The sequence below is a fragment of the Streptomyces sp. NBC_00876 genome (assembly GCF_045207435.1).
Taxonomy (GTDB): Bacteria; Actinomycetota; Actinomycetes; order Streptomycetales; family Streptomycetaceae; genus Streptomyces.
Window position 1 is genome coordinate 2,544,773 of the sequence record NZ_CP108800.1, and the last position, 15,181, is coordinate 2,559,953.

The 15,181-nt window shown below is 70.4% G+C and carries 11 protein-coding genes and 3 tRNA genes; 4 read left to right on the forward strand and 10 right to left on the reverse strand.

Annotated features, from left to right (window positions below):
- Positions 1-88: 88 nt before the first annotated feature.
- The 6 genes from OG782_RS11160 to OG782_RS11185 form a co-directional block, all read right to left on the reverse strand.
- Complete coding sequence (locus OG782_RS11160; RefSeq protein WP_406449839.1) at positions 89-1,084, reverse strand: hypothetical protein; 996 nt, start codon at positions 1,082-1,084, stop codon at positions 89-91.
- 320 nt (positions 1,085-1,404) lie between these two features.
- Positions 1,405-1,812: a PIN domain-containing protein gene (locus OG782_RS11165; RefSeq protein WP_406449841.1), complete on the reverse strand. Its 408-nt coding sequence runs from the start codon at positions 1,810-1,812 to the stop codon at positions 1,405-1,407.
- Entirely contained in the window at positions 1,809-2,042 is a 234-nt protein-coding gene (locus OG782_RS11170) for a type II toxin-antitoxin system VapB family antitoxin (protein WP_406449843.1), read from the reverse strand. Before OG782_RS11170 ends, OG782_RS11165 begins: the two co-directional genes overlap by 4 nt.
- 193 nt (positions 2,043-2,235) lie before the next feature.
- Positions 2,236-2,309, reverse strand: a tRNA-Ile gene (locus OG782_RS11175).
- A gap of 244 nt (positions 2,310-2,553) precedes the next feature.
- Positions 2,554-2,626 (reverse strand) — tRNA-Asn (locus tag OG782_RS11180).
- A gap of 5 nt (positions 2,627-2,631) precedes the next feature.
- Positions 2,632-2,704: transfer RNA gene (locus OG782_RS11185), tRNA-Asn, on the reverse strand.
- Between the two features lie 180 nt (positions 2,705-2,884).
- Here OG782_RS11185 and OG782_RS11190 point away from each other — a divergent pair.
- The 4 genes from OG782_RS11190 to OG782_RS11205 all read left to right on the forward strand — a co-directional run bounded on the left by OG782_RS11190 (position 2,885) and on the right by OG782_RS11205 (position 8,530).
- Positions 2,885-3,184, forward strand: a complete 300-nt coding sequence (locus OG782_RS11190; RefSeq protein WP_406449845.1) for a YtxH domain-containing protein — start codon at positions 2,885-2,887, stop codon at positions 3,182-3,184.
- Between the two features lie 67 nt (positions 3,185-3,251).
- Positions 3,252-4,697 carry an FGGY family carbohydrate kinase gene (locus OG782_RS11195; protein ID WP_406449847.1) on the forward strand — a complete coding sequence of 482 codons (1,446 nt, stop codon included), beginning with the start codon at positions 3,252-3,254 and terminating at the stop codon, positions 4,695-4,697.
- Between the two features lie 168 nt (positions 4,698-4,865).
- Entirely contained in the window at positions 4,866-6,599 is a 1,734-nt protein-coding gene (locus tag OG782_RS11200; protein WP_406449848.1) for an ABC transporter ATP-binding protein, read from the forward strand.
- Positions 6,599-8,530 (forward strand): ABC transporter ATP-binding protein, encoded by a 1,932-nt coding sequence (locus OG782_RS11205; protein WP_406449850.1) that lies wholly within the window; start codon positions 6,599-6,601, stop codon positions 8,528-8,530. Before OG782_RS11200 ends, OG782_RS11205 begins: the two co-directional genes overlap by 1 nt.
- Positions 8,531-8,584: 54 nt before the next feature.
- Here the strand turns inward: OG782_RS11205 and OG782_RS11210 are convergent, their stop codons facing one another.
- The 4 genes from OG782_RS11210 to OG782_RS11225 form a co-directional block, all read right to left on the reverse strand.
- Positions 8,585-9,718, reverse strand: a complete 1,134-nt coding sequence (locus OG782_RS11210) for an RNA polymerase sigma factor (protein ID WP_406449852.1) — start codon at positions 9,716-9,718, stop codon at positions 8,585-8,587.
- 211 nt (positions 9,719-9,929) lie between these two features.
- A complete protein-coding gene (dnaG, locus tag OG782_RS11215; protein ID WP_406449854.1) occupies positions 9,930-11,834 on the reverse strand; it encodes a DNA primase in 1,905 nt (634 codons plus the stop codon).
- Positions 11,835-12,368: 534 nt separating this feature from the next.
- On the reverse strand, positions 12,369-13,628 hold the full coding sequence (locus OG782_RS11220; RefSeq protein ID WP_406449856.1) for an NAD(P)/FAD-dependent oxidoreductase: 1,260 nt from the start codon (positions 13,626-13,628) through the stop codon (positions 12,369-12,371).
- Positions 13,629-13,830: 202 nt separating this feature from the next.
- Complete coding sequence (locus tag OG782_RS11225; protein WP_406449858.1) at positions 13,831-15,159, reverse strand: deoxyguanosinetriphosphate triphosphohydrolase; 1,329 nt, start codon at positions 15,157-15,159, stop codon at positions 13,831-13,833.
- Between the last annotated feature and the right edge of the window lie 22 nt (positions 15,160-15,181).

Sequence of the window (15,181 nt, forward strand, 5' to 3'; positions counted from 1 at the left end):
GAATGGTAGCGACCGGTTCCGGCGGGGCGGATCGCCGCCCGGACCGCCATGCGCCTTGTCTGCGGTGGGGGTGGCGGTCCGCCGACGACTACGGCGATTCGAGTGCCTCGCGCACGTCCGGCACGAGCGTCCTCGCCCAGGCCTCCGAGGTCCGACCGGTCGTGTCCGCGGTGATGATCCAGGCGATCATGGGGCCGACCCGCACCCAGGTGTAGAGGTAGCCGGGTTGTGTGTAACTGAACGCCTCGTCACCGATGTCCGCCGATCCCGCTGCCGGCAGGCAGCCGTACATGCCACGCAGGGCCTCCATGGCGGTGACGGCGCTGTCGGTCGCCGTGCCGGCGCCGGACGCCTCGTGCGCGGTGAGGTCGATCATGACGCCGTCGCCATCCGCACCGAAGCTGACGTGCATTCCGGGCCCGGAGTTCTCCCCCGGATCAGGGTCACTGAGATCCCAGCACTGCATGCGGGCCTCGTTGGAGAGGTTCATGCCCTCGGCTGCCTCCTGGTGCCAGCCTTTCACCCAGCCGGCGGGCAGCTCCAGGCCGTTGAGCACCTTGTCGATCTCGTCGGTCCCCAGTGGCTGGGCGTCCGGGGCCGAGGCCCCGCTACCGCCGGTCGAAGTCGCCTCGCCGGTCGACTCCCCGGAGGCGGCGTCCTGCGCGTTCGGGTCCCCGCCCGGCGCGCTCCCGCCCGGCTGGGACAGGGGTCCGTCATCCCTCCCGGCCTGGACCACGCCGTAGACACCGAAGACCAGGGCCGCCACGAGGACGGCCACGAGCGTGGCGAGCGTCGCCCTGGCAGCCGGGGTGTTGTTGACCGTGATCGGCCCGATGGAGATCTGGTTGCGGCCGAGCTTCGCACCGTCCCCGATCTGTATCCCGGTGTTGATCACGGTCTGCGGGCCCCTCAGCGCCACTTCGAGCTGCACCCCGAAGGCCGGGTTCTCGGCAACGCCCGCCCGGACGACCTCCTCCAGCGCGGCCACCGCCTCGGGGTCATCGGGACGTTCCTCCACGGCAGCCAGGGCCGCCTGCCCGCCAGGGCTTCCGCCGATCTGCCGCCGCACCAGGTCGGTCACCATCTGACCCACGCCTGTGCCTACGGCCGCGGCTGCACCACTGGCCATCCCGGCAATCGCTCGAACCGCTTCGAGCACCACAGCTTCACCGGACACCGCACCCCCCAGTGCTCACGCCTGACAGCAGTAACCCGAGTATGGCGCAACAGCCCTTGAAAACAAGGCAGTTACCTGCCTCTGAGCGTGCGGCGGACTGGGGGCAGGCACTCCCGCCGTAAACACCCGGCCGGCCGTTTCAAGCACCTCGGTGAGGTCCGGGGGGATCGTCGCCTGGTTGTGCGGCCATCCGCGTGCGGCAGTTCGCGCATGACGCCGGCGAGGAGTCAGGCGCGTACGTCGCGCTGCTGCACTTCCTTGAGGACCGCCGCCACCGTGGCGAAGTCACTGTCCACGTGGAGCACCGTGTGACCGTGATGGACCGCTGTCGCACACACCAGGAGATCGATGGCTCCGGCGGCGCCGTGCTGCGCTCGCTGGGTCAGCTTGTACTGGGCGGTCTCGACCCAGCGCCATGCGCCCTTGGGAACCGGCGAGAGATGGCAGAGATCATTCAGCTCTTCGGTCAACTCGTCCCGATGGGCCGGACTTGTGGCCGAGTACAGGAACTCCGCTCTCGTGGGCTCGCAGATGTGGAACACACCGGCGGCGATGTGTCCCTCCCAAGGCCGCAACGCACCCGGCGTACGGAAGAGGTGCCACAGAGCGGACGCGTCCAGGAGGTACGTGATCACTCGAAGGCTGCCCGCCGAGCGCGCTTGGCCGCCGCATGCGCCGCAGCCGCAGCCTCGAACTCGCCCCGCTCACCACGCGCGGCCAGCTTCTCGGCAGCCTCCAACCGCTTGATGCGCGCCACGTAGTCCCGCAGCGCCCCGTTGACCGTCTCCTTCTTCGTCGTGGCACCCATGAGACGCATCGCCTCGGCCAGCGCCTCGTCATCGAGATCGACCTGGGTCACAGACATACCAGCCACCCCTCACCGCGAGTCCATGATGTACATAGCCAGGATATGTCACCAACATTCACGGAGACAGCTCACCGCACCAGGTGGGCCGCGCACGGAGGGGCCCACCTCGGCGATGCGTCCGTCACACGCGAGACGCACCCGGAAACGCCAAAGTCGCAGGGAAGATCGTTTCTTCACCTGCGACTCGCAGTGGGGCGGGTGGGACTCGAACCCACGGCCGACGGATTATGAGTCCGCTGCTCTAACCGGCTGAGCTACCGCCCCTTTTCGGCGTGGCGCGTACATGTGTACGCGCCGTCTGCCGCAGCATAGCCGGTCATACGATCTCTCGCTGCGGGTGCCCGGCTACTCGTGACCATGAAGACCGCGCTGCTCGCTGCCCGGTTCCGGGTGACGCGAAGTTGACGCGAAAGTGTCACGCGAGCCCCACGGACACCACCGCGGCGGGACCCCGCGGACCCGCCGCTGGAACGCGAAAGAGGACCCCTGGGGGTCCTCTTCCGTTCCGCTCCCCCGACTGGACTCGAACCAGTAACCCTCCGGTTAACAGCCGAATGCTCTGCCAATTGAGCTACAGGGGATCGCGCTCCCCCGACTGGACTCGAACCAGTAACCTGCCGGTTAACAGCCGGCTGCTCTGCCAATTGAGCTACAGGGGATTGCTGCGTTGCCTCGAACGTACCTGCCTGGCTGCTGCCGGGCGGCGCGCGTTCGCTGCGACACATACATTAGCGCAAGCAGGGGGGTGCTTTGCCAATCGGTATCGCCCGGGGTGATCTCGGGCGCCCACGGGTAGGCGAGCAGCACACGTCGCACGGAGCGAAGGAAGGGTGGCACCCATGCGGTACCGGCTCACGTTCATCGCCGGAGTGGCCCTCGGTTACGTGCTCGGCACGCGGGCCGGGCGCGAGCGTTACGAGCAGCTGAAGAAGTCCGCGCGCCAGTTCGCCCAGAACCCGGCCGTGCGCAACACCTGCGAGTCCGCGGCCCAGAGCGGCCGCCAGTTCGCCGGGAAGGCGTACCACGCGGTGGGCGAGAAGGTCGGCGACAAGGTGCCGGCGTCGGTGGCGGACCGGGTTCGGTCGATGCGCGGGCGCGGCACGAACGGCGAGGACGACTGGGGTACGACCAACACCTGAGCCCGTCCGCGCACATCTGCCGCACCACCGGTACGGGAAACCTCCGGAGGTGCGGCAGAATCTCTGTATGGGCATAGTCGCCGGCTTGGACAGTTCTTCCGCCTTCACGCACATCGTGGTCTGCGATACGGACACGGGCGCCGTACTGCGCCAGGGGTACGCCGCGCATCCCGTCGAGGCGAAGGCCACCGAGGTCGACCCGCAGGCCTGGCTGCTCTCACTCGGTGAGGCCGCCACCGGCGGGCTGCTCGAAGGGGTGCAGGCCATCGGCGTGTCCGCGCAGCAGCACGGGCTGGTGCCGCTGGACCGCCAGGGCAATCTCGTACGGCCGGCGCTCCTCGGCAACGACAAGCGGGCGCAGGTCGCCGCGGCCGATCTGATCGACGCTCTGGGCGGGCGGCAGGCCTGGGCCGAGGCGGTCGGGGCGGTGCCGCAGGCCGCGCAGCCGGTGTCGAAGCTGCGCTGGCTGGCGCGGACCGAGCCGGACATGGCGGAGCGCGTCGCCGCGGTGCTCCAGCCGCACGACTGGCTGGTGTGGCAGCTGCTGGGCCGGCCGGCCCGGCGGACCACCGACCGGGGCGCCGCGTCCGGGACGGGTTACTGGTCGGCGGGCAGCGGGTCCTACCGGCCGGAGCTGGTCGAGCTCGCGCTCGGGCACCAGGCCGCGCTGCCGGAGGTGCTCGGCCCGTCCGATTCGGCCGGGACGACGCCCGAGGGGCTGCTGATCTCGGCGGGGACCGGCGAGACGATGGCGGCGGCGTTCGGGCTCGGGGTCGCGGTCGGTGACGCGGTGGTGTCGCTGGGGGCCTCGGGTTCGGTGATGGCGGTGCACCACGAGGCACTGGCCGACCCGACCGGGATGATCACGTCGTTCGCCGACGCCACCGGGATGCATCTGCCGGTGGTCCACACGTCGAACGCGGTACGTGTGCTGCGCGGCACCGCCGAGATGCTCGGCCTGGAGGGGCTGGAGGAGCTGTCGGCGCTGGCGCTGAAGTCGACGCCGGGCTCCTCGGGGCTGGTGCTCCTGCCGTATCTGGAGGGTGAGCGCACCCCGCATCTGCCGCACACCGCCGGGACGCTGAGCGGGCTGCGGCGCGAGTCGATGAAGCCGGAACACCTGGCGCGGGCCGCCTTCGAGGGGATGCTCTGCTCGCTGGCCGACGCCCTGGACGTGCTGCGCGGCCGCGGGGTCGAGGTGCGGCGGGTGTTCCTGCTGGGCGCGGCCGCCGAGCTGCCCGCCGTACAGGAGCTGGCACCCGCGCTGCTGGGCACGCAGGTCGTCGTACCGCAGCCGGCGCAGTACGCGGCGCTGGGCGCGGCCCGGCAGGCGGCCTGGGCGCTCGGCGTCTCGCAGGGGTCGCTCGACGCGCGCACCCCCCCGGCCTGGCAGGACGCCGCGGCACAGGTGCTGGAGCCCGGCGAGGAGCTGCCGGTCGGTCAGGCGGTGCGCCAGCAGTACATGGCGACGCGGGACCAGATCCACCCGGGGGCGTTCGACTCCGCGCGCTGAGGCGCCTACCTTCGGTGACATGGCCGGACCTCTGGAGTGGTTCGGCCATGGAAATTATGGACCCGGTCTGTTTTTTGACCTGGACTTGAATAAAAACGTTCGCGGTCCCGGTGGGCGGTGCCCGAAAATGGGTCGACTCCCCGACCTCGCCGACTCCGAGAGACACGCGTGCTCATAAAACTCCTGCGGGCCTATCTCGGTCCGTACAAGAAACCGATCGCGCTGCTGGTCGTCTTCCAGCTGCTGCAGACCTGCGCCACTCTCTATCTGCCCACCCTGAACGCCGACATCATTGACAACGGTGTCGTCCAGGGGGACACGAGTTACATCCTCCAGTACGGCGGCGTGATGATCGTCGTCAGCATCGCCCAGGTGATCTGCAACATCGGGGCCGTCTACATCGGGGCCCGCACCGCGGCCGCGCTCGGCCGCGATGTCCGGGCGTCGGTCTTCGACCGGGTGCAGTCCTTCTCCGCGCGTGAGCTCGGACGGTTCGGCGCGCCCTCGCTGATCACCCGTACGACCAATGACGTCCAGCAGGTCCAGATGCTGGTCCTGATGACGTTCACGCTGATGGTGTCGGCGCCGATCATGTGCGTCGGCGGCATCATCATGGCGCTCGGCCAGGACGTCCCGCTGTCCGCGGTGCTGCTCGCGGTGGTGCCGGTCCTCGGCATCGCGGTGAGCCTCATCGTGCGGAAGATGCGCCCGCTGTTCCGGACGATGCAGGAGCGGCTCGACACGGTGAACCGGGTGCTGCGCGAGCAGATCACCGGCAACCGCGTCATCCGCGCCTTCGTCCGCGACGGTTACGAGGAGGAGCGCTTCCGGGGCGCCAACACCGAACTGACGGACGTGGCGCTGTCCACGGGCCGGCTGATGGCACTGATGTTCCCGACCGTGATGACGGTCGTGAACGTGTCGTCGATCGCCGTCGTCTGGTTCGGTGCGCACCGCATCGACAGCGGCGGGATGGAGATCGGTGCGCTGACGGCGTTCCTCTCCTATCTGATGCAGATCGTCATGTCGGTGATGATGGCCACCTTCATGTTCATGATGGTGCCGCGCGCCGAGGTCTGTGCCGAGCGCATCCAGGAGGTCCTGGAGACCGACTCCAGCGTGGTTCCGCCCGTCAACCCGGTGCGGGAGCTCACTGTCCAAGGCCATCTTGAGGTGCGGGGTGCGGACTTCCGCTACCCCGGCGCCGAGGAGCCGGTGCTGCGCTCGGTGGACCTGGTGGCACGGGCCGGCGAGACGACCGCGATCATCGGGTCGACGGGCAGCGGGAAGTCGACCCTGCTCGGTCTCGTACCCCGGCTGTTCGACGTCACGGACGGCCAGGTGCTGGTCGACGGGACGGACGTACGGACACTGGATCCGGTGCTGCTGGCCAAGACCGTGAGCCTGGTCCCGCAGAAGCCGTACCTCTTCTCCGGGACGGTCGCGACGAATCTGCGGTACGGGAATCCGGACGCGTCCGACGAGGAGCTGTGGCACGCGCTGGAGATCGCGCAGGCCAAGGAGTTCGTCGAAGGTCTGGAGAACGGGCTCGACGCACCGATCGCGCAGGGCGGCACGAACGTCTCCGGCGGGCAGCGCCAGCGGCTCTCGATCGCCCGGACGCTGGTGCAGCGGCCGGAGATCTACCTCTTCGACGACTCCTTCTCCGCACTGGACTACGCCACGGACGCCGCGCTGCGCGCGGCGCTGCTGCGGGAGACCGCCGGTGCGACCGTGGTGATCGTCGCGCAGCGGGTGTCCACCATCCGCGAGGCGGACAGGATCCTCGTGCTGGACGAGGGCCGCGTGGTCGGCTCGGGCAGCCATCACGAGCTGATGGAAGGCAATGAGACATACCGGGAGATCGTTCTCTCCCAGCTGACGGAAGCGGAGGCCGCGTAATGGCCGGGCCTGGCGGACGCATGATGGCGGGCGGGGCGCCGACCGAGCGGTCCATGGACTTCAAGGGGTCCTCGAAGCGGCTGTTGAAGCGCTTCGCCGCGGAGAAGTCCACGCTGTACCTGATGCTGGTGGCCGTGGCGCTGAGCGTGGCGCTTTCGGTGGTCGGCCCGAAGATCCTCGGCAAGGCCACCGACCTGGTGTTCGCCGGAGTCGTCGGCCGGGGGATGGACGCGGGGACGACCAAGGAGCAGGCCGTCGAGGGCCTGCGCAAGAGCAACAGCGGTCTGGCCGACATGCTCTCCAAGGTGGACTTCACCCCGGGGCAGGGCATGGACTTCGACGCGATCGGCCATGTGCTGCTGGTCGCGCTGGCCGTGTACGTCGGTGCCGGGCTGCTGATGCTGGTGTCCACGCGGCTGTCGATCCGGGTGATCAACCGGGTCATCTTCCAGATGCGTGAGGACATCCAGACCAAGCTGTCGCGGCTTCCCCTGTCGTACTTCGACCGGGCCAAGCGCGGCGAGGTGCTGAGCCGGGCGACGAACGACATCGACAACATCTCGCAGACGATGCAGCAGACGATGGGCCAGCTCATCAACTCGCTGCTGACGATCGTCGGCGTGCTGGTCATGATGTTCTGGATCTCGCCGCTGCTGGCGCTGGTCGCACTGGTGACGGTGCCGCTTTCGGTGGCCGTGGCCACGAAGGTCGGCAAGCGTTCGCAGCCGCAGTTCGTCCAGCAGTGGAAGGTGACGGGCAAGCTCAACGCCCACATCGAGGAGATGTACACCGGGCACACCCTGGTGAAGGTCTTCGGGCGGCAGGAGGAGTCCGCGCGGGACTTCGCCGAGCAGAACGACGCGCTGTACGAGGCCGGGTTCAAGGCGCAGTTCAACAGCGGGATCATGCAGCCGCTGATGATGTTCGTCTCGAACCTGAACTATGTGCTGATCGCCGTCGTCGGCGGGCTGCGGGTCGCCTCCGGTGCGCTGTCGATCGGTGATGTGCAGGCCTTCATCCAGTACTCGCGGCAGTTCTCCATGCCGCTGACCCAGGTCGCGTCGATGGCGAACCTGGTGCAGTCCGGGGTGGCGTCGGCGGAGCGGATCTTCGAGCTGCTGGACGCCGAGGAGCAGGACGCCGACCCCGCGAAGGGCGAGGGCGAGCACCCCGAGGAGCTGCGCGGCAGTGTCTCACTGGAGCACGTGTCGTTCCGCTACGACCCGGAGAAGCCGCTCATCGAGGACCTGTCGCTGAGCGTCGAGCCGGGCCACACCGTCGCGATCGTCGGTCCGACCGGGGCCGGCAAGACGACGCTGGTCAATCTGCTGATGCGCTTCTACGAGGTGACCGGCGGCCGGATCGCCCTCGACGGGGTCGACATCGCGAAGATGTCGCGCGACGACCTGCGCTCGGGGATCGGCATGGTCCTCCAGGACACCTGGCTGTTCGGCGGGACCATCGCGGAGAACATCGCCTACGGCGCCTCGGGCGACGTGACCCGGGAGCAGGTCGAGGAAGCGGCGCGGGCGGCCCACGCCGACCGCTTCATCCGTACGCTTCCCGACGGTTACGACACCCGGATCGACGACGAGGGCTCCGGTGTCAGCGCGGGCGAGAAGCAGCTCATCACCATCGCGCGGGCGTTCCTGTCCGACCCGGTGATACTGGTGCTCGACGAGGCGACCAGCTCCGTCGACACCCGTACCGAGGTGCTGATCCAGAAGGCGATGGCGGGCCTGGCCCACGGCCGTACGAGCTTCGTGATCGCGCACCGGCTCTCCACCATCCGGGATGCCGACGTCATCCTGGTGATGGAGAACGGGTCGATCGTCGAGCAGGGCACGCACGACGAACTGCTGGAGGCGCGGGGCGCGTACGCCCGGCTGTACGCCGCGCAGTTCGCCCAGGCGGTCGCCGAGGTCGACTAGGGCGTAGGAGACCTGTTCCGCGGCTGCCCGGGCTGTCTGCGTGTGTACGCGCGTTCAGTCCAGGTAGCCGCGGAGCTGGTCCGCGAAGGCGTGGTCCCGGAGTTTGCTGAGGGTCTTGGACTCGATCTGGCGGATGCGTTCGCGGGTCACTCCGAAGATCCGGCCTATCTCCTCCAGCGTGCGCGGCCGCCCGTCGGCCAGCCCGTAGCGCAGCTGGACCACCTTGCGCTCGCGCTCGTTGAGGGTGGAGAGCACCGCCTCCAGGTGTTCGCGCAGCAGCAGGAAGGCGGCGGACTCCACGGGTGAGGCGGCGTCCCCGTCCTCGATCAGGTCTCCGAGCGAGACGTCGTCCTCCTCGCCGACCGGTGCGTGCAGGGACACGGGCTCCTGCGCCAGGCGCAGGACCTCGCCGACGCGTTCCGGTGTCAGGTCGAGCTGGGCGGCGACCTCCTCGGGCGTCGGCTCGTAGCCCCGTTCCTGGAGCATCCGGCGCTGGACCCTGACGACGCGGTTGATCAGTTCGACGACGTGGACCGGGACGCGGATGGTCCGCGCCTGGTCGGCGAGGGCGCGGGACATGGCCTGCCGGATCCACCAGGTCGCGTACGTCGAGAACTTGTAGCCGCGGGCGTAGTCGAACTTCTCGACCGCCCGGATCAGTCCGAGGTTTCCCTCCTGGACCAGGTCCAGCATCGTCAGTCCACGGCCTATGTAGCGCTTGGCCACGGAGACGACCAGGCGCAGATTGGCCTCGATGAGGCGGCGTTTGGCCATCCGCCCCAGGACCACGAGCCGGTCCAGGTCGTGGGCCAGCCGGGTGTCGGGGTCCGGGGTGCGCGCCAGGCGCTCCTCGGCGAACAGGCCGGCCTCGACGCACCGGGCGAGCTCCACCTCGTCGGCGGCGGTGAGCAGCGGGATGCGGCCGATCTCACGCAGGTACTGGCGGAACAGATCGGACGACGGGCCGCCGGTGTCCGGGCGGCCGCGCGGCTCCGGGGGTTCGGGGAGCTCCGATTCCTCCATGACGGCCTCGGGCGTCTCGGGCGGGTCGGGTGGCGCTTCGGGCGGGCTCTGCCGGGCGGGCAGGGGTGTCGGCGGGTCCGCGGCGGCCTCCGGATGACGTACGGCCCGGGATTGCGCGGGGACGGCCGGGGCACGCCCGGTTTCGGTCACGGTCCGGGTCTGCACGGGGGCGACCTCCAGGTGATCGCTGCCGGACCGCGGGGATGGAGGACCACCGGTCGGTGGGCCGGCCGCGCTCCGATGACTCAGGCACCGCCCCCAGTGTGGGGTACGACACACAGCTGCCACGAGGGGCGTGCGGGGACTTTCTGAGTTCGTTCCGTGACCGGACGGTTACGGGGTCCGGGGCGGCGGCGCCGGGGCCGTCGCGGGGCCGTCAGAGCGCGTCGGCGCCGCTGTTGCGCAGGGACTGGGCGTACTGCTGGAGGACCCAGACCTCGTTCTGCGCGGCGGCCAGGTGGTCCGGGGCGACATTGCTGCCGAGCCGGGCGAGGCTGCCCTGGACGTCGTCGATCCGGCGGTCGACGGCGCGCAGGCGGACCTTGACCAGGTGCTCGCCCGCGTACGCCTCGTCGATGGACTTGCCGTGGAAGACCTCGACCGCGAGCTCGGTGACCAGCTTGCGCACCGTGTCGTTGGGGGTCGCGTCGAGCACCTGGACCAGGTATTCGCGGGTCTCGGCCACGCCCAGCTCCGCGCCGCCGACCTCCGCGATGCACTGGCGGACCGCCGCGTAGGGCGGGGCGGTGAACTCGTCCACCCCGTAGGCGTCGAAGGCCGGGGAGACCAGGGCGGGCTTCTGCAGGGCGAGCTTGAGCAGCTCGCGCTCGGTGCGGTGGGCCGGGCTGCGGAGGTTGAGCGCGGGACCGGAGGGGGCCACGGGGGCCTGGACCTCCTGGTGCCGGGAGCCGCCCCTGGCCGCGCCCGGTGCGGGTCCGCGGTCGCCCCGGCCGCGGGCCCACTGGGCGAGCTGGTTGACCCGGTGCACGACGTACTCCTGGTCCAGGATGCCGACGAAGCCGGCGAGCTGGACGGCGACCTCGCGCTGGACGCTGCTCGTCTTGATCTTGGCGACGACCGCGGCCGCCTCGTCGAGCGCGGCGGCGCGGCCCGCCGGGGTCTCCAGGTCGTAGCGGGCGACGATCTGGCGGAGTGCGAACTCGAAGAGCGGAGTGCGGGGTTCGACCAGGTCGCGGACGGCCTCCTCGCCCTTGGCCAGGCGCAGGTCGCACGGGTCCATGTTGTCCGGCGCGATCGCGATGTAGGTCTCGGCGGCGAACTTCTGGTCGTCCTCGAAGGCGCGCAGGGCGGCCTTCTGGCCGGCCGCGTCACCGTCGAAGGTGAAGATCACCCGGGCGCTGCCGTTGTCCATCAAAAGCCGGCGCAGGATCTTGATGTGGTCGCCGCCGAACGCCGTGCCACAGGTGGCGATGGCGGTGGTGATCCCGGCGAGATGGCAGGCCATCACGTCCGTGTAGCCCTCGACGACGACGGCCCGGCTGGACTTCGCGATGTCCTTCTTGGCCAGGTCGATGCCGTACAGCACCTGGGACTTCTTGTAGATCGGGGTCTCGGGGGTGTTGAGGTACTTCGGCCCGTTGTCGTCGTCGCGCAGCTTGCGGGCGCCGAAGCCGACGATGTCGCCGGAGGTGTCGCTGATCGGCCACATCAGCCGGCCGCGGAAGCGGTCGATGGGGCCGCGCCTGCCGTCCTGGGAGAGGCCGGAGGTGATCAGTTCCTTGTCGCTGAAGCCCTTGCCCCGCAGATAGCGGGTGAGGTGGTCCCAGCCGGCCGGGCTGTAGCCGACGCCGAAGTGGTCGGCCGCCGCCTGGTCGAAGCCGCGCCCGGCGAGGAACTTGCGGCCGATCTCGGCCTCGGGTCCGTTCAGCTGCTCGACGTAGAACTGGGCGGCCGCCTTGTGCGCCTCGACCAGCCTGATCCGCTCGCCGCGCTGGTGGGAGGGGTTGTACCCGCCCTCCTCGTACCGCAGGGTGATGCCGGCCTTGGCGGCGAGCCGCTCGACGACCTCCGCGAACGTCAGATGGTCGATCTTCTGCACGAAGGCGATCGTGTCGCCGCCCTCCTGGCAGCCGAAGCAGTGGAAGAGACCCTTGCTCGGACTGACCTGGAAGGAGGGGGACTTCTCGTCGTGGAAGGGACACAGGCCCTTGAGGTTTCCACCGCCCGCGTTGCGCAGCTGGAGGTACTCGGAAACGACGGCGTCGATCGGGACCGCGTCCCGGACCGCCTTCACGTCGTCGTCATTGATCCTGCCTGCCACGAGTGAAGTCTACGGGTGAGCTACGACAACCTCGGCCGGGCGGGCTGGTGCGGGGTTCCGTTGGTGCGGGGTTCCGTTGGTGCGGGGTTCCGTCCTCAATCGCCGGACGGGCTTGTGTGCGGGTGCCCCGCGGGGCGCCTTGTCCGGTGGGTGGGGGTGGGGCCCCTCCGGGGAGACTCCTCAAAAATGGCGTGTGCACCCCGGTCCGTAAGGGACCCGGGTCGTACGCCATTTTCTGCGGGGACTCCCCTGCACGTCCCCACCCGGCCGCCATCGCGTGTGTACGCCGGCGGTACTGCTGCCGCAGACGCGATGGCGGCCGGTCCGGGGCCGTGCAGGGGAGTCCCCGCAGGACGACGAACACCGACCCGGGTCGTTCGCGTACCCGCCGAACGTTCGTCGTCCGAGGAGTCTCCCCGGAGGGGCACCGGACCCCCACCAGCGGGGGATCGCGCCTCCGCGTCGCGGAGCACCCGCACCAAGCCCGTCCGGCGATTGAGGACGGAACCCCGCGCCCCGGAAAGGGGTAACCGTTCAGATCAGGGACTCCAACGGCACCGACGGGTCGGCCAGCGCGTCCGGGTCGACCGGCTGACCGGCCCTGATCAGTTCCTGGACGGTCTCTGTGACGTCCCACACGTTCACGTTCATCCCGGCGAGGACCTTGCGGTCCTTCAGCCAGAACGCGATGAAGGTGCGCTTGCCCGCGTCGCCGCGGATCACGACCTGGTCGTAGCTACCGGGCGGCGCCCAGCCCGAGTACTCCAGGCCGAGGTCGTACTGGTCGGAGAAGAAGTACGGGATCCGGTCGTAGCTGACCTGCTGGCCCAGCATGGCGCGGGCCGCCGCCGGGCCGCTGTTCAGGGCGTTGGCCCAGTGCTCCACCCGCAGCCGGGTGCCGAGCAGCGGATGGGCCACGCCCGCGACGTCGCCCGCCGCGTAGATGTGCGGGTCGCTGGTGCGCAGGGAGGCGTCGACGGCGATGCCGCCGCCCTCGCCGCGCGGGGCGATGTCCAGTCCCGCGGCCTCGGCGAGGGCGGCGCGCGGGGCGGCGCCGATCGCGGCGAGGACGTCGTGGGCGGGGTGCTCCTCCCCGTCGTCCGTGCGGACCGCGAGGACCATGCCGTCCTGGCCGACGATCTCGGTGAGACGGCCGCCGAAGTGGAAACGGACGCCGTGCTCGCTGTGCAGGTCGGTGAAGATCTGGCCGAGCTCGGGGCCGATGACGCGGAGCAGCGGGGTGTCCTCCGGTTCGACGACGGTGACCTCCGCGCCGTACCCGCGGGCCGCCGCGGCGACCTCCAGACCGATCCAGCCGGCCCCGGCGATCACCAGATGGCCGTTGTCGCGGCCGAGCGCGGCCAGGACGTTGCGCAGCCGGTCGGCGTGGGCGAGGCGGCGCAGATGGTGGACGCCGGCCAGGTCGGTGCCGGGGATGTCCAGGCGGCGCGGCTCGGCGCCGGTGGCCAGCAGCAGCTTGTCGTAATGGATGACGGTGCCGTCGCCGAGCTCCACGGAGCGGGCTTCACGGTTCAGCGCGGTGACGGGCTGGCCGAGGTGGAGCTCGATGTCGGACCCCGCGTACCAGGCCGTCTCGTGGACGAAGACGCTCTCGCGGTCCTCCTTCCCGGCCAGGTACCCCTTGGAGAGCGGCGGGCGTTCGTACGGATGGTCGCGCTCATCGCCGATCAGGATGACCCGGCCGCTGAAACCCTCCGACCGGAGCGTCTCCGCTGCCTTCGCTCCGGCCAGTCCTCCGCCGACAATGACGAACGTCCGATGTGCGTCGACCACTTGATGCCTCCTCGGTGCTTGCTGCGCGGCGCCAACTGCGAGCGTCCCGCACGCAGCGTGATGGCGAAAGAGGGTGTGACCCGATCAGGTCACACCCAGTGGTCACGGTCCAGTCTGCCGACCCGGGGGCCGATGGCCGCACCCGCCGCGCAGGAGAGGGCCCGGACCCGCCCCCGCGCGGCCGTGGGCGGTGACGGTCCGGTCAGCCGCGGCGGGCGGTGAGCGAGTCGTGCAGGGTACGGGCCGACGCGTCGGTCAGGGCGGCGATCTGGTCGACCAGGACCCGCTTGCGGGAGCGGTCGTCGGGGGCCGCCTCGTACAGCGCCCGCAGCTGCGGCTCCAGCCCTTCCGGTGCGCGGGCGGTCAGCGCCGCGGCCAGTTCGGCGATCACGATCCGCTGGTCGGCCCGGATGGCCTCCTGCTCGGCGCGCTGCATGACGTAACGGTCGGCGACCGCCTTGAGGACCGCGCATTCGTTGCGCGCCTCGCGGGGGACGACGAGCTCGGCCCCGTAGCGGCCGAGGCGGCCGGTGCCGTACGCCTGGCGGGTGGCGCTCTCGGCGGCGAGGCAGAACCGGCCGATCAGCTGGCTCGTGGCGTCCTTCAGCCGGGCCTGGGCGACGGCCGATCCGTCGTAGCCGTGTGGCCACCAGTCCTGGCCGATGAGGCGGTCCAGCGCGTCGGACAGCTCCTGCGGGTCGGTGTCCGCGGGGACGTACCGGCCGATGGCGACGGCCCAGATCTCGCGCCGCTCCGGTTCGGCGTCCAGGCAGTTGGGGTCGATGTGCCCGGCGTGCAGCCCGTCCTCGAAGTCGTGGACCGAGTACGCCACGTCGTCGGACCAGTCCATGACCTGGGCCTCGAAGCACTTGCGGTCCTGCGGGGCGCCCTCGCGGAACCAGTGGAAGACCGGCAGGTCGTCCTCGTACACCCCGAACTTCGGTGAGCCGGGGTCGGTGGGGTGCGCGCCTCGGGGCCAGGGGTACTTGGTGGCGGCGTCGAGCGCGGCGCGGGTCAGGTTGAGTCCGACGCTGACCAGTTCGCCGGTGCGGGTGTCGGGCACGAACCGCTTGGGTTCGAGCCGGGTCAGCAGCCGCAGCGACTGGGCGTTGCCCTCGAAGCCGCCGCAGTCGGACGCGAAGTCGTTCAGTGCCTGTTCGCCGTTGTGCCCGAAGGGCGGGTGGCCCATGTCGTGGGCGAGGCAGGCCGTCTCGACCAGGTCGGGGTCGCAGCCGAGCGCGGCGCCGAGTTCCCGGCCGACCTGGGCGCACTCCAGGGAGTGCGTGAGCCGGGTCCGCGGGCTGGCGTCCCAGGCGTGGCTGCGGGTGCCGGGGGTGACGACCTGGGTCTTGCCGGCGAGCCTGCGCAGCGCGGCGGAGTGGAGCACCCGGGCGCGGTCGCGCTGGAAGGCGGTACGGCCCGGCCGTTTGTCCGGTTCGGTGTCCCAGCGCTCGGCGTCGGCGGCGCCGTAGGGAGCCGTGCCGGGGTCCTGCGTGCCGTGCCTGCCGTCGGTGCCGTCCGTGCCGTTCATGGGAACGACACTAATCGGCCGC

What these genes read in the sequence shown, in the direction of transcription:
- OG782_RS11195 (WP_406449847.1), top strand. Translation starts at nt 3,252, where the DNA reads ATGGGCATAGTCGCCGGCTTGGACAGTTCTTCCGCCTTCACGCACATC.
- OG782_RS11205 (WP_406449850.1), top strand. Translation starts at nt 6,599, where the DNA reads ATGGCCGGGCCTGGCGGACGCATGATGGCGGGCGGGGCGCCGACCGAG.
- OG782_RS11225 (WP_406449858.1), bottom strand. Translation starts at nt 15,159, where the DNA reads ATGAACGGCACGGACGGCACCGACGGCAGGCACGGCACGCAGGACCCC.
- OG782_RS11160 (WP_406449839.1), bottom strand. Translation starts at nt 1,084, where the DNA reads ATGGTGACCGACCTGGTGCGGCGGCAGATCGGCGGAAGCCCTGGCGGG.
- OG782_RS11170 (WP_406449843.1), bottom strand. Translation starts at nt 2,042, where the DNA reads ATGTCTGTGACCCAGGTCGATCTCGATGACGAGGCGCTGGCCGAGGCG.
- OG782_RS11190 (WP_406449845.1), top strand. Translation starts at nt 2,885, where the DNA reads ATGCGGTACCGGCTCACGTTCATCGCCGGAGTGGCCCTCGGTTACGTG.